This window comes from Acinetobacter sp. AOR01_HL, assembly GCF_027855455.1.
Classification (GTDB): Bacteria; Pseudomonadota; Gammaproteobacteria; order Pseudomonadales; family Moraxellaceae; genus Acinetobacter; species Acinetobacter baumannii.
The window spans coordinates 92612-106962 of sequence record NZ_JAKTIM010000051.1 but is presented as its reverse complement, the minus strand read 5'-3'; the positions used below and the strand labels follow the sequence as shown (position 1 = coordinate 106962).

The following is a 14351-nucleotide window of genomic DNA, read 5'->3' as shown; positions in this document are numbered from 1 at the left end:
ATGTATGAACCCTACCCCGTCCCCGAACAGGTACGTGAACAAAAGCTTTCCCGCTACAGTAGTTTATGGACGTTTGCTAAACAAGATTTACGACTTTTATTATTTTTCCTGATTATTGCAGGTTTAGTCGGTTTAGGAATTGGGTATTTCTGGAGCTGTATTTTTATTGCCTTTGTGGTGTTTTTTACACTTCAGTTGCGTTCTTTATATTTGGTCAATGACTGGATTGCCAATAATCCATACGATGTCCCTCCGAACCTCAACGGAATTTGGGGGGCATTATTATTTAACGTTTATCGTGCCCAGCGCCAAGAACGTATTGTTCAAGCGGAAATGGTAGGACTTATTGACCGCGCTCAATCTTCATTAGTTGCACTTGCCGAAGCGGTAGTCTTGATTGATGATCAACATCAAATTGAATGGTGGAACCCAGCCGCAGAGCGTTTACTAGGAATTAGTCCACTTGACCGTGGTCGTAACTTATTAACCATTTTGCGCCAGCCAACTTTTATTGAATATTTTAACAATATTGATCAGGCACCTGATGGGATTAAGCTGCATTCCAATTTTGATGATGACCGTTATGTGCAGGTCAAACTCACACGGTTCGGTGGAGAAAGTCGCTTACTCGTAGCTTACGACGTAACGCGTATGCACAACCTTGAGCAAATGCGTAAAGACTTCGTCGATAATATTTCGCATGAACTTCGTACGCCCTTAACTGTACTCAGTGGCTATATCGAAACATTTACCGACCAAGAAGATATTAACCCGCGCTGGAAACGTGCATTTGATCAGATGCAATCTCAAACCAAACGTATGAATGCGTTGGTTAATGATTTACTACTGTTATCAAATTTAGAAAATAATAAGAAAATCGCAAAAAATCAGATTATTGAAATGCCGAGCTTAATGAATCAATTATTTGATGATGCTCAGGCCTACAATGCCGATTATGGGCATACACTCAATTTACATATTGATAGCCACTGTGACCTCATCGGTTCAGACATGGAAATTGCCAGCGCATTTAGTAATTTAATTACTAATGCCATTAAGTACACACCAAAAGGCGGAACCATTACCATTGGCTGGCACGATGACGGTGAGCATGCTTACTTTAGCGTACAAGATACCGGTATCGGCATTAACCCTAAACATTTACCACGTCTGACTGAACGCTTCTACCGTGTAGACAGCGACCGTAGTCGTCAAACTGGTGGAACAGGTTTAGGCTTGGCGATTGTAAAACACGTACTCATGCAACACGGCGCCTATTTAGACGTGCAATCTAAAGAAAATGAAGGATCAACCTTTACCGCAGTGTTTCCAAAAGAAAGACTCTATAACATGACTTAAAATCATCTTTCTTCAAATATAAAAAGCCGACTTATGAAAAGTCGGCTTTTTTGTAGCATTTAAACCTATTTATTTAAAATTTGAACAATAAGATTTCGCCTGTTTTTTCTCTATTGCATTTAAAAAGTCAGTGGCAAAAGTATTACTCTGACGTAGTGCATCGCGATGATCTCCACCATCAATCGTTTGATAAATTGTTGGTTTTTTTAATTTACATAGCTGTTGGTAATAAGCATATGTTCCTCTAGGGTCAACTAAATGATCTTTAGAACCCTGAACAATCGTTAACGGTACAGTCGGCACCATATTTTCAATAGACTGCTGTTTTAAATAAGACAAAAGAGGTTTTAAATCTGCATTAGGTCGAAATATGCTAGAAGGAGATTTCTTCAAATCAGATTGAAGTTCAGATAAACAGCGGCTACGTGCTTGAGTCAGCACTGTGTTCATTTCTGCACTGACTAAGTTTTCAGGAACAATGCTTGGTTCTGCTGCTTGCGCTCCCAATAACACAATTGGGAAAAATGCTGCCACACTTGGTTCTGGGTTTGGATTACTCTGCACATATTCTGCAATGCCTTCATATTGATAGCCGCCTGGCGCAAGAGCAATCGCTCCTTTTAGATCGAGTTCAGGAGCATCTTTTTGACCATAAGCCGCCACGGTAATAGCAGCAGCACCGCCTTGGCTATGTCCCATCACCAACCACTGTTGATTAAAATCTTTTGGCTTAAGCATATGTAACGCCCGCACTGCATCTACTACTGTATGCAGTTGGCTCTTTGCATTCATATAGGGATGTGCGCCTAAAGTGCCCAGACCTTGATAATCAGGTGCGACTACTGCATAGCCTCGTGCAAGCCAACCATCTAACGCTTTTGAAGCAACTTCCTGATATGAATGAACTGGTCCACTGGCATAATCACCCGAAGGTGCACAAGTATCGGCTACTCCTGTCGTACCATGCGCCCAAGCCAGTATCGGCCAGCCATTTTTTGGTGGTGTTCCTTTCGGTAATAAAATAAATGCTGAGGCAACGATAGGCTCGCCATTCACACCTCGACTACGATAATTTACTAATAAGCGCTGATTTGCATGAGGAAATAAATCCGTCACATCTTGTTGCGCTATAGAAAGTATTGAGCCCGGTTTTTCACTCACAATTTGCTTACTCAAATCTGTAATTGGAGCAGCCATAGCAGAACCAGATATCAAACAAATACTGCTAAATAAAATTTTTAATAAAGAATTACTTTTTCTAATCAAGGGATTACTCCTCTATTTTCTAATCATCATTTCAAATTAGTTTTATAAAAAAATATGCCCCCTATTGCATATAAAGAACCTAACAAGAGGCAAATGAAAGAACTCACATATCAAAATAGAGGACTATTCTCACTAAATCTAGACTTTAAGCATAGAAATGCCAATTCATAGAAAATAAAAAAGAGAGCAAATGCTCTCTTTTTAAATCTATTGATGGGTTAAAGCGTATGGCCCATACGTTCGCCCATAACAACAACGGACTCGGCTTTAAAACGCTTTTCCCACTCGATTTTATCTTTTTCAAATAAAATAATTGCGGTAGAACCTAAATAAAAACGGCCAAGCTCAGCACCTTTCTCTAACTTCAACTCATGATGCTGTAATTCGATACGACCCGATGGTTTTACTTTACCTGTTGCCACAGTTTCAATACCTGCCACAATCATAGCGCCGACCAAAACAACGGCCATACGACCAAGCTCAGTATCAAATAAACATACCATACGCTCATTACGGGCAAATAATCCCGGTACATTTTCAGCAGTCACCTGATTTACTGAAAATAACTCACCTGGTACATATAACGTTTCAGTTAATGTGCCTGAAAATGGCATATGAACACGGTGATAATCACGTGGAGAAAGATAAACCGTTGCAAACTCACCTTCTTGGAAAGGCTGAGCAAGTTGTGGATCGCCAATTAACTTTTCTACAGAGAAACTTTGGCCTTTTGCTTGAAATACTTCGCCCGCAGTGATTTTACCAATTTGAGAAATCGCGCCATCCGCTGGTGAAACAATACTATCCGGATTTTCATCAACTAAACGTACGCCATCTTTCAAGGCACGGGTAAAGAAATCATTAAAAGATTTATATTTCAGTGCATTGCCTTGTTCAGCAATCGATAAATCAATGCCATACTTGGTTTTAAATGCATGAATAACAGCAGCTTTTAAAATTGGATTTTCACTTGCAGCAACTTTGCCCACTACACGACTTAACTGATGCTGAGGAACAAGATTTTGTGCCTTAATAAATAATTCTTTTTTTAAGCGAGATGTAAAACTCAAGACGGCGATTCTCCAGTAATGATAGGACTATCGAGGCGATTGCCCCATTCACTCCACGCACCATCATAGGCTTTTGCTTCCCAACCTAAAAGTCTAGCCAGAATATAAGCCAAACCAGAACGGTGATGTGACTGGCAGTATACGACTACAGGTTGCTTTAAATCGAACCCAAGTTGTTCAAGACGCTGCCGCGTGCGTTCAAGCGGATGCAATTTTAGATGATTTTGACGATTAAGTGCAGTACTCCATTCAAAATGGAGGGCATTTGGAATGTGACCGCCGCGTCGCGCTGCTAAACGGACGCCACTATATTCATCACTGGTTCTGCAATCCCACAATTGCACACTTTCTTGCTCAACTTGTTTGCGTAGTTCTTCATAGTTCACTCGGAACTGAGCAGCATGTGATAAATCGATCTGAATTAAGTTATCAACTCGAGGTAATTCTTCAACCTCGGCTGTGGTGGGTAAACCTGCACCAAGCCATGCATGAATTCCGCCATTAATTAAACTTGTACGTGTAAAACCTAAGCAATGCAAATTCCAGATTAAACGCCCTGCCCATGCTCCACCTTCATCATCATAGACCACCACATGGTGATTTGGTGAAATATTCAATTTTTCAATAAGCGCTTGTAAACCTGCTTCATCCGGTAAAACACCTGTTGCTTCTTCATGTTGAGCAACTAACCATTTAGGCTGTAAGTGAATAGCATGCGGAACATGGAGTTGCTCATAAACTGATGCACGGCTCAAATCTACAATACGGATATATTCATTGCCTAAATAAGGCACTAACTCTTCTGCTTCTATTAATAAATCGAGTTTAAAATCAGGGAGTGTCATCGTCATGGTTACTTTTTATACCAGCTTAATTTCATCTTAGCATAAGCTTATATCTATCAAACTCTGATTTTCTGCTACCGTTTAGCAGAAAATCAGATATAAACATTCACAAGCGTTAAGTAGCTGCCAAACTGTCAGACTACATTGTGATTAAACAGCTTCATCAAGTTCTTCAATTTGGAAAACCTGACGTAAATAAGCCAAGAACGTATCGTTATCAGTCATGGTTTTGCCAGGGCTATCCGAAATTTTGGCAACCGACTGACCATTACACTCAACCAGTTTCAATACAATATTGAGCGGTGTTTGGCCCATGTCATTGGTCAAATTAGTACCAATACCGAAACTCACCTGAAAACGGTCTTTGAAATATTGATGTAGCTCCCAAGCCTTTGGCAAATTAAGGCCATCACTAAAGGTCAACATTTTGGTTTTAGTGTCAATTTTTAATTTACGGTAGTGCGCATAAGCCTTATCACCCCATTCATATGGGTCACCACTGTCATGACGTAAGCCATCAAATAGTTTGGCAAAATACAGGTCAAAATCTCTTAAGAAAGCGTCCATACCAACAACGTCGGTCAAAGCAATTCCTAAGTCTCCACGGTACTCCTGTACCCATGTTTCTAAAGCAGCTTTTTGAAAATCACGTAAACGGACATCAAGCGCCTGAAACGCCTGCAAGAATTCATGTGCCATGGTTCCAATTGGCGTGATACTTAATTCTTTAGCCAGCAAAACATTACTCGTTCCACGGAATACATTTGGCACAGTTTTATGAAATGCAGCAACTACATGTTTTTGCCATTCAAAACTATACCGACGGCGTGTACCAAAATCAGAAACTAAAAATGGAGGATCATTCGGCTGTTGAGATTTTTCGTACTGCTGAATCAATTCAAGCTTTGCTTGTAAACGTCGTTCGCCTTCCGCCCAAACTTCGTCTGTTTTAATGCGGCTAAAATATAATTCATTTACAATTGCTAAAACAAAAATCTCAAACATCATGGCCTGAACCATTGGCCCTTCAATCCGAATATCTAGTCGACCTTCATTATCAATACTGGCCTGAATAAAACGTCGTTTAAGTTGGAATAATTCTAAATAATCGACAAAGTCGCTTTTAATAAAGCGTAATTTTCTTAAATATTGTAATTCGTCTTCTTTATATTTGAGATTACATAAATGGTCGAGTTGCTCGTTTAAGTCATCCAAAATATCCACTAATGGATAAACAGTATCTTCTAAATTTCTGCAACGAAAATGGTAGACACTATGTGTTTGCGGGAATTTATGCAAAACCACTTGTAGCATCGTAAATTTGTACAAGTCTGTATCAAGTAAAGAATGGATAATTGGAGACATAGTCAATGATTATTCGCTTGCTTCTTAGCATTAAAGCATATTTTTATAGATGAATTATGAGCTTTTATACCATTGTTGCAACTCCATGAAATTTCCTTTTAAAAATCATTTAAATTAATTTCTGCTAAACTGCATCAATTCAAATAATTGCAGAAACTCTCTCTAACAATGCGCGCTTTAATACAACGAGTTCTTGAAGCTAAAGTGGTGGTAGACGGTGAAACGACCGGTGAAATCCAGAATGGCTTATTGGTTTTTTTAGGAATTGGCCGAGACGATACTTTAGCCATAGGTCAGAAGCTTATCGATAAGATTTTGAAATATCGTATTTTTGATGATGAGCAAGGCAAAATGGGCTGGAATGTATCTCAAGCAAATGGCGGAGTCCTGCTTGTCTCTCAGTTCACGCTCATGGCACAAACCCAAAAAGGCTTACGTCCAGACTTTGGTCCAGCCATGCCACCGAGCGACGCAAAAGCACTATATGAACAGTTGGTAGAATATACTCGTTCACAGTTTGAAAATGTTCAAACAGGTATTTTTGCTGCGGACATGAAAGTTCATTTGATTAATGATGGACCAGTCACTTTCAATCTGGAAGTTGAAGCATAGATATAAAAAAACTCCCAATCGGGAGTTTTTTGTTAGATCTTAACGACCAGTTTTTTCTTTAATAAAAGCACGTGCTTGACGTACTTTATCTTTTACTGGTTTTGGTAATTTTGGTGGAATCAATTTAGCTGCTTGGTTAAACCAAACGAGCAAGCTGAAATCACCTTCCATTTTAATGCTGCCGTCTTGCATACCCGTCATAAATGCTGTTGGGTCACCTTTGAGTAAAGTTTTTACGCCTTGTTCGCTATCTGCAAACTGCAAAATAAAGTCAGCTTTTTCAGGTGATCCAGCAACTGTATCGATGTGACCATGATTAATAATAATTTGGCGAGCCACACCTAAATCAGTACCAATTTGAATGCGGAATGCGCGGTCATGCACTAGCTCAATAAACTTAGGACTTGTACGTGCCAACTGTTTCATACGCAGCGCCAAACCTGCTACCAATAAATCTAACGGGTCTGTACTGACATCAACAAGTGGTAACTTGACTACAGGTATAGAAGAAAGTTTCATGAACATTCACGCCTATTGTATTTTTATGAAAACCTTGGGGCAAAACTCAGCAAGGACTCACCATTGCCTGTTTCGTGCATCGACTGATGATATTCTAATTGGCAACGCAATCTATATATGAAACGTCAACAGACCAGTCTATCGTAGCATAACTGGCTATTTTTTAATAAATGCTTTGTATAATAAAAATCATGTTTTCGTAAATAAAAAAGGCATGCTGTGCATACCTTTTTACCGTTAGATAACAATTGAATTATCGGCTCGAACATTGCTGCTGATCATCTTCATATACTGGCGTGTGTTCTATATATTGGCGATTTGCCAAAGCCTTCTGTGCCTGTTTATCCTCACGTAATAAAACAAATGTAACCATTACCATCGCTAGACTTAGTGCAGTTAAATAACTATATGTGACTGGCATTTCAAAAGTGACTTGAACTCCAAAACGGACCACTTCCAATAGCCCCCAAAAAAACATCCCTGCAAGCATAAAACCAAGCCAACGACGGTAAGGAGAAAAGAACACAGCAACAAGCGCGACAGCAATTAAGCTGAGTCCGGCGATAGCGGCAAAATTCGCTGTTACCATAGAAACCTCCGTCTTAATGAAAACGTCTAAAAACATTCGGTCTGAACACCAGACCTCATTCCAAAAACAACTTTAATTCATGATTTGTGTTGAAGCTTAGAAAGCATTATGGATGTTTTTTTTTAGAAAAAAAGACCTGTTATTTGTCGATGCGACATACTTTGTCGCAACATTCTTTTGTCATTACATTTTTGTAAATTTAAAAAAGTTCTACTTCCTATATGGCATCAATTCTGGCGTGTCATTACAAAAAACTATGCTGTTTTTTTGCCTCAAAATAAGTTTTTTTCAGTTTTTTTTATTGCCTTTTTTCTGTGCATAATTTTGTCATAACTTGCTTGTTTTTATGACTATTCTGCATAAAAAAAGCGCTACTCTTGAGCAGCGCTTAATGATTGTTCACTATTATTTAAGCACGGCTTAAATCTTTGTCATGCATACCGAGTAAATACAGTACTCCATCCAAACCAACGCTTGAAATCGCCTGATTTGCATTTTGACGCACCAGTGGTTTAGCACGATATGCCACGCCAAGTCCTGCAATCGCAAGCATCGGTAAATCATTTGCGCCATCGCCAACAGCCATCGCTTGCTCTAGTGAAATACCGAGTTTGTTCGCCAGCTCACGCAGCAACTCTGCTTTACGAGCACCATCAACAATTACACCTTTTACTTCACCAGTCACAACGCCATCTTGTACATCTAAAACGTTAGCGTGAACTTCATCAATGCCTAATTTAGCTTGTAAATATTCAGCAAAATATTGGAAGCCACCAGATAAAATTGCCGTTTTATATCCAAGTGCTTTTAAAGTCGAAATGAGGCGCTCAGCACCTTCGGTGATCGTCAATCGCTCTGCAATTTTAGGTAAAACTGATGCATCAAGACCTTTGAGTAAAGCAACCCGCGCACGGAAACTTTGCTGGAAGTCCAACTCACCTTGCATCGCTCTTTCAGTGATTTCAGCAACTTGCTCACCCACCCCTGCTTCAAGCGCCAATTCATCAATCACTTCTTGTTCAATTAAAGTTGAATCCATATCGAAGCAGACTAAACGGCGGTTACGTCGATAAGCGTTATCTTCCTGTACAGCTACATCAATATTTAATTCGCTTGAAAGAAGTAAACAAGCCGCACGCATAGCTTGAGCATCTAAAGTCGGACCACTGCTTAAACCAAACTGTACACAAGCACGGCGAGGCAATGTGCTATCTTTTTCAAGATCTACACGGCCTGATAAACGAGTTACAGTTTCGATGTTAAAGCCTTGGCTAGACACAATTTGTGTAACGGCTTGTAAATGTGCAGCAGTGAGTTCCGGTGCTAAAGCCGTGACGATATAACGAGTTCGTCCACCTTCGCTGACCCATTGATCGTATTCTGCGCCCGAGATAGGTTTAAAGCGCACTGTTAAGCCAATATCATGTGCTAAAATCAAAATCTCTTTCATTGCCAACGCGGTCGCGGTTTCATTTTCAGAGGCGACCACAATGCCCAATGTCAGTTGATTATGAATAACAGCCTGACCTACATCCAGTATTTGCAATGAATGTACGGATAGTACTTGCATTAATCGGGTAAACTGGTTTGGTTGGTCCGGTCCTAAAAAGGATATAAGAATGATTTCTCGCATGAATTGACTCTAGTCTGAGTGACAACTATTGTAAGAATCATAATCGAATTTCAATATAATTGCCTTGGAAGTTTAACTTGATTGCGCCTAGACAAGGGCTATTTGCTAGCCTACTGATCATTAGTTTTGCATTGCATACCTTTTTATTGGTGATTGCAACGACACACCAGCTCAATGAAAACCGTGCGAGTCAAGGTCAGCTCATGACCAGTCAACTCGTTGCAGATAGCTTATCTGAGCTTGAACCTGCCAATACGGTCTCTTTAGCTCTGATTGCCAATCGCTATGCGACCAATCCAAGTGTGGCATCTATCCGTATTCTTGACGCCAATAAACAAGTTTTGGCAACAAGCGGCATGTCAAAAACTCGCCAAGGTGAAATTTTTGTTCGTGCTGCGCTTCAAAACGAGAAAAAAGTCGGTTCTATTGAAATCACACTAATTCAACCAAGTATTGGGGAAATTCTTCGTACCCAATGGCTTGCGATTTTAGCCTCACTGTTTTTACATGTTTTATTATGGCTGGCTTACCGCGCCATTGCTCGCCCAACGCGTAGCGAATACTTAGCCCGTATTAACGAAGAAAACCGTTTAAAACATGAAATTCAAGAGTTAACTCAAGCTCTCGCGCTTGAAAAACAAAATACAGTGACCTTGGTTGCTCAAGCTCAGCAGCAAGCTAAAGCTAAACCAATTGTTCGCTCGCAACCAGAAAAAAGCTTAGAGTCTACAGACCAAAATACCTTGGCACTTAATATTCAATTTTATGATCCTAAACAGTTATTAAGTAGTGTTAACCAGTCTGTTTCTGTACCGTACTTTAAACTTTGTCAGCTCTTTTTAAATAAGAGTATTGAGCTATGTACAAAGCATTATCATTTGAAAGCGACTGATATTGATGTTGTAGACGAGTTTCATGCAGAGGGCGCAACACTTGCCATTTCGACTTCACATCCACACGCTGTAGAATGTCTACTTATGGTAGGTACGGTTTTCCAATTGCTTTCAGACGTTTTATATAAGCGTTACCGTGAAGATAAACGCTTTGCACTACAAACTCGCAGTGCCGTGTGTAATGCCGTAGAAGCAATGCAAATTGATGCCAAAGAAGCTGCTCAACGTTTAGCGCAACATCTTCATGCGAAAGAATCTGCACTCTACCTTGATAATGAACAGCTTAAAGCAATTCAAGACAGCTATCAGCTTGTTGCAATGCCTAACCCAAGTAATGTCATGACTCGTCATGCATTTATGATCAATGGTATGAATGCTGAATGTGCAGAGCTTGCACAAAATATTCGAACTGAAATTTTGATGGGTAAAAAATCAATTCCTCAAAATGACAGCCCGAGTAGTGCAGCATCTTAAAAATTTATTGTGCGCATTTAAACCTAGCCATCCGGCTAGGTTTTTTTATCTAAATTTATGGTATTTATTTTAAATAATTTTATTTCCTTATGATTTATTTATCTAAATAAATCCGGTTCTATGATGTTGAGTCGTAAATTTGGATAAATCAGAATCATAGGCAAAATTCTATAAACAGCGTAAACTATGCGAAATTTATTCAATAGAAATTGTCTTACGACAAAAAAAGGTGAAAGCGAATGCCGCTGAGTCGTGTTGAAGAACTTGTCGCCGATATTCGTGCAGGCAAAATGGTCATCTTAATGGATGACGAAGACCGTGAAAATGAAGGTGACCTTGTCATCGCAGCAACGCATGTACGCCCTGAAGATATTAACTTCATGATTACACATGCACGCGGTTTAGTTTGCTTAACTTTAAGCCGTGAACGTTGTAAACAATTAAACCTCCCGCTGATGGTTGACCAGAACGGTGCCCAGCATGGTACTAACTTTACGTTATCTATCGAAGCAGCTGAAGGTATTACCACAGGTATTTCGGCAGCAGAACGTGCTCACACGATTCAAGCTGCTGTGGCAGCACATGCCAAACCAACCGATATTGTACAACCGGGCCATATTTTCCCACTCATGGCACAGCCAGGTGGTGTATTACACCGTGCAGGTCATACCGAAGCAGGTTGTGATTTAGCACGACTGGCAGGTCTTGAGCCTGCATCTGTCATTTGTGAAATCATCAAAGAAGATGGCACAATGGCACGCCGCGCAGATTTAGAAATTTTTGCTGAGAAGCATGGCTTAAAAATTGGTACAATTGCCGACCTAATCCACTACCGTATGACCAATGAGCAAACTGTAGAACGTTTGGATCAAAGAACGATTCAAACAGAATATGGTTCATTTGAGCTCTATCGCTATCGTGAGATAGGTAACCCTGACATTCACTTGGCTTTAGTCAAAGGTGAGCCAAAAGAAGGTGTTACAACGGTACGTGTACATGGTTTTAGTCCTGTTCGCGATTTGCTTAAGCTAAATAAAGCTGACGGTGAACCGGCTTGGAATCTAGACCGTGCGCTACAAACGATTGCAGCAAGTGACCGCGGCGTTTTAGTCTGGATCGGACAAGATCATTTGCAAGACTTGGGACCAGCGTTGGATGATTTAACTAAGCCAAAACCGGTGAAATCCAATGCAGCACTTTCACATCAATATCAAACTATTGGTGTTGGTGCTCAAATTTTGCGTGATTTAGGTGTTGAAAAAATGAAGCTTCTGAGCTCACCATTGCGTTTCAATGCCTTATCTGGCTTTAATTTAGAAGTAGTGGAATATGTCACTGCTGATCAAATCACAACGAAATAATCGAGGTTGCTATGGCAATTCGCCGTATTGAAGGTTTATTACATCTCGCAAGCGAAGGTCGTTATGCGATTTTAGTGGGTCGTTTCAACAGTTTTGTTGTTGAACACTTATTAGAAGGCGCGATCGACACGTTAAAACGTCATGGCGTAAATGAAGATAACATTACTGTTATTCACGCTCCAGGCGCATGGGAACTACCGATCGTTGCTAAAAAATTAGCTACATCAAACCAGTTTGATGCCATCATTGCACTCGGTGCAGTCATTCGTGGTAGCACACCTCACTTTGACTTTGTTGCTGGTGAATGTGCGAAAGGTTTAGGTGTAGTTGCGTTAGAAAGCAGCTTGCCTGTTATCAATGGTGTATTAACTACTGACAGCATCGAGCAAGCAATCGAACGCTCAGGTACAAAAGCAGGAAACAAAGGTAGCGAAGCTGCTTTAACTGCAATTGAAATGGTTAATTTATTAAAGGCAATTTAAAGCATGTCTCAAACACTGCAAGCCGCTTATGCAGCAAAACGTAAAGCACGTCGTTTTGCTGTACAAGGTATTTATGAGTGGCAAATGAGTCACAACCCTGTACATGAAATTGAAGCGCGTACACGTGCTGAAAATGCAATGCACAAGGTAGACTTGAACTATTATCACGAACTACTTACTCAAGTTATCGCTCAGCACGAAGACCTTGATGCGTTACTTATTCCGGTACTTGACCGTGAAATTGACGCGCTAGATGGTGTAGAGCTCGCAACTTTGCGTTTAGGTGCTTACGAGTTACGTGATCATCTAGAAATTCCATATCGTGTGGTACTTGATGAAGCAATCGAACTTGCGAAGCATTTTGGCGGAGCAGACAGTCATAAATACATCAATGGTGTATTAGACCGTTTAAGTTCGACACTGCGTAGCGCAGAAAAACAACAAGCAAAATAATAGGCTTGATGTTCTATGGCTGAGTTCTCAATTATTGATCAATACTTTAATCGTCAGTCACATCCTGACGTTGCGCTTGGTATTGGTGATGACTCAGCCTTAATTACTCCCCCTCCAAATCAACAACTGGTGATCTGTGCCGATACACTTGTTGCTGGACGTCACTTCCCTCTTGAAACCTCGCCCCATGCGATTGGCTGGAAAAGTGTTGCCGTAAATCTGTCTGATATTGCTGCAATGGGCGCCAAACCACATAGTATTTTACTTGCGATCAGCTTGCCTCAAGTTGACCATGAATGGCTTGAAGGATTTAGTCAGGGAATCTATGACTGTTGTAATCAATTTGGAGTTGCCTTAATTGGCGGAGATACCACTCAAGGTCCACACCTCACCATTACCGTCACGGCCATGGGCTGGATTGAAACAGGAAAAGCTGTATTACGTTCAGGCGCTAAGGTCGGTGATTATGTTTGTGTAAGTGGGCAGATTGGTGATGCTGCTTATGGGCTTCAGCATTTAGGACATTCCCTACAACAAAGACTGGACTATCCGACGCCACGTTGTAAGCTTGGAGAAGAGCTAAAAGGGCTCGCCTCTAGCATGATCGATGTGTCAGATGGTTTAGCTCAAGATTTAGGACATATTTTAAAAGCGTCCAAGGTTGGAGCACGACTCATCCTGGAAAAATTACCTGTTGATCCTGTACTGCAACAACTAGAAGAACAACAACGTTGGCAATATGCCTTGGCAGGTGGTGATGACTACGAATTATGTTTTACAATAACACCGCAAAATTATGAAAAACTTTTGCAAAAACAACTAGACGTTAAGATTACAATGATTGGACAGATCGTTGAGCAAACAAAACTAACTTTTGAGCATTTGGGTTCAGATTACCCATTGCAAATTCATGGATACCAACACTTTGCATAAACCGCCGATTCATTTTAAAGACATGTCTTGGTTCAACCGCTGCATCGTTTTCTGTGGGGTTGGTTTTGGATCTGGTCTTGCTCCTAAAGCACCTGGTACTTTTGGCTCTGCTTTTGCCTTACTTTTTGTTCCCATCTGGTTATCTCTCGGATTTACTTTAAGTTTAATCGCTATTCTCATCATGTCAGTGGTGGGTATTTATATTTGCGGTCAAACTGCAAAAGTAATCAACGTACACGATGATGGTCGAATTGTGTGGGATGAATTTGCAGGTCAATCTATTACCTTTATTCCCCTGCTCTATTTACAACAAATAAATTGGATTTGGGTAATTACAGGATTTATATTATTTCGAATTTTCGATGTTTGGAAACCTTGGCCTATACGCGTCATTGATCGCCAAGTACACGGTGGTTTTGGTATTATGCTTGACGATATTATTGCCGGTGTATGGGCTGCTCTTTGTACACTAATTATTATCCATTTGAGTTAAATCA

The 14351-nt window shown here is 40.4% G+C and carries 15 protein-coding genes; 8 read left to right on the top strand and 7 right to left on the bottom strand.

Annotated features, from left to right (window positions below):
- Positions 1 to 1359: a phosphate regulon sensor histidine kinase PhoR gene (gene phoR, locus MKL62_RS15905; RefSeq protein WP_000273188.1), complete on the top strand. Its 1359-nt coding sequence runs from the start codon at positions 1 to 3 to the stop codon at positions 1357 to 1359.
- A 69-nt stretch (positions 1360 to 1428) separates the two neighbouring features.
- Here phoR and MKL62_RS15900 read toward each other — a convergent pair whose 3' ends face one another.
- The 4 genes from MKL62_RS15900 to pncB all read right to left on the bottom strand — a co-directional run bounded on the left by MKL62_RS15900 (position 1429) and on the right by pncB (position 5905).
- Positions 1429 to 2625: an alpha/beta fold hydrolase gene (locus tag MKL62_RS15900; protein WP_005127834.1), complete on the bottom strand. Its 1197-nt coding sequence runs from the start codon at positions 2623 to 2625 to the stop codon at positions 1429 to 1431.
- A gap of 218 nt (positions 2626 to 2843) precedes the next feature.
- The gene (asd, locus tag MKL62_RS15895; RefSeq protein WP_000011219.1) at positions 2844 to 3695 is read right to left on the bottom strand and encodes an archaetidylserine decarboxylase; all 852 of its coding nucleotides are present in this window, start codon (positions 3693 to 3695) and stop codon (positions 2844 to 2846) included.
- Positions 3692 to 4540 carry a sulfurtransferase gene (locus tag MKL62_RS15890; RefSeq protein ID WP_000174475.1) on the bottom strand — a complete coding sequence of 283 codons (849 nt, stop codon included), beginning with the start codon at positions 4538 to 4540 and terminating at the stop codon, positions 3692 to 3694. Before MKL62_RS15890 ends, asd begins: the two co-directional genes overlap by 4 nt.
- 150 nt (positions 4541 to 4690) lie before the next feature.
- The gene (pncB, locus tag MKL62_RS15885; RefSeq protein ID WP_000074562.1) at positions 4691 to 5905 is read right to left on the bottom strand and encodes a nicotinate phosphoribosyltransferase; all 1215 of its coding nucleotides are present in this window, start codon (positions 5903 to 5905) and stop codon (positions 4691 to 4693) included.
- A gap of 168 nt (positions 5906 to 6073) precedes the next feature.
- On the opposite strand from pncB, the gene dtd reads away from it, so the two are divergent.
- Entirely contained in the window at positions 6074 to 6517 is a 444-nt protein-coding gene (gene dtd / locus MKL62_RS15880) for a D-aminoacyl-tRNA deacylase (protein WP_001202028.1), read from the top strand.
- A 39-nt stretch (positions 6518 to 6556) separates the two neighbouring features.
- Here dtd and MKL62_RS15875 read toward each other — a convergent pair whose 3' ends face one another.
- The 3 genes from MKL62_RS15875 to serB all read right to left on the bottom strand — a co-directional run bounded on the left by MKL62_RS15875 (position 6557) and on the right by serB (position 9258).
- Positions 6557 to 7036, bottom strand: coding sequence for a hypothetical protein (locus tag MKL62_RS15875; protein WP_000778126.1), 480 nt, complete (start codon positions 7034 to 7036; stop codon positions 6557 to 6559).
- A 253-nt stretch (positions 7037 to 7289) separates the two neighbouring features.
- A complete protein-coding gene (aciT, locus tag MKL62_RS15870) occupies positions 7290 to 7625 on the bottom strand; it encodes a ciprofloxacin tolerance protein AciT (protein WP_000255593.1) in 336 nt (111 codons plus the stop codon).
- A gap of 409 nt (positions 7626 to 8034) precedes the next feature.
- A complete protein-coding gene (gene serB, locus MKL62_RS15865) occupies positions 8035 to 9258 on the bottom strand; it encodes a phosphoserine phosphatase SerB (protein WP_001206799.1) in 1224 nt (407 codons plus the stop codon).
- A gap of 59 nt (positions 9259 to 9317) precedes the next feature.
- Between serB and MKL62_RS15860 the strand changes: the two genes are divergently transcribed.
- The 6 genes from MKL62_RS15860 (at position 9318) to MKL62_RS15835 (ending at position 14347) form a co-directional block, all read left to right on the top strand.
- Positions 9318 to 10625 carry a hypothetical protein gene (locus tag MKL62_RS15860; protein WP_099977779.1) on the top strand — a complete coding sequence of 436 codons (1308 nt, stop codon included), beginning with the start codon at positions 9318 to 9320 and terminating at the stop codon, positions 10623 to 10625.
- A gap of 239 nt (positions 10626 to 10864) precedes the next feature.
- Entirely contained in the window at positions 10865 to 11986 is a 1122-nt protein-coding gene (gene ribBA, locus MKL62_RS15855) for a bifunctional 3,4-dihydroxy-2-butanone-4-phosphate synthase/GTP cyclohydrolase II (RefSeq protein WP_001131392.1), read from the top strand.
- Between the two features lie 11 nt (positions 11987 to 11997).
- Positions 11998 to 12468 (top strand): 6,7-dimethyl-8-ribityllumazine synthase, encoded by a 471-nt coding sequence (ribH, locus tag MKL62_RS15850; RefSeq protein ID WP_001007829.1) that lies wholly within the window; start codon positions 11998 to 12000, stop codon positions 12466 to 12468.
- Between the two features lie 3 nt (positions 12469 to 12471).
- Positions 12472 to 12921 carry a transcription antitermination factor NusB gene (nusB, locus tag MKL62_RS15845; protein WP_000084188.1) on the top strand — a complete coding sequence of 150 codons (450 nt, stop codon included), beginning with the start codon at positions 12472 to 12474 and terminating at the stop codon, positions 12919 to 12921.
- Between the two features lie 15 nt (positions 12922 to 12936).
- A complete protein-coding gene (gene thiL, locus MKL62_RS15840) occupies positions 12937 to 13854 on the top strand; it encodes a thiamine-phosphate kinase (RefSeq protein ID WP_000807404.1) in 918 nt (305 codons plus the stop codon).
- Positions 13832 to 14347, top strand: a complete 516-nt coding sequence (locus tag MKL62_RS15835; RefSeq protein WP_000380675.1) for a phosphatidylglycerophosphatase A family protein — start codon at positions 13832 to 13834, stop codon at positions 14345 to 14347. The genes thiL and MKL62_RS15835 overlap by 23 nt, the downstream gene beginning before the upstream one ends.
- The last annotated feature ends 4 nt before the right edge of the window (positions 14348 to 14351 follow it).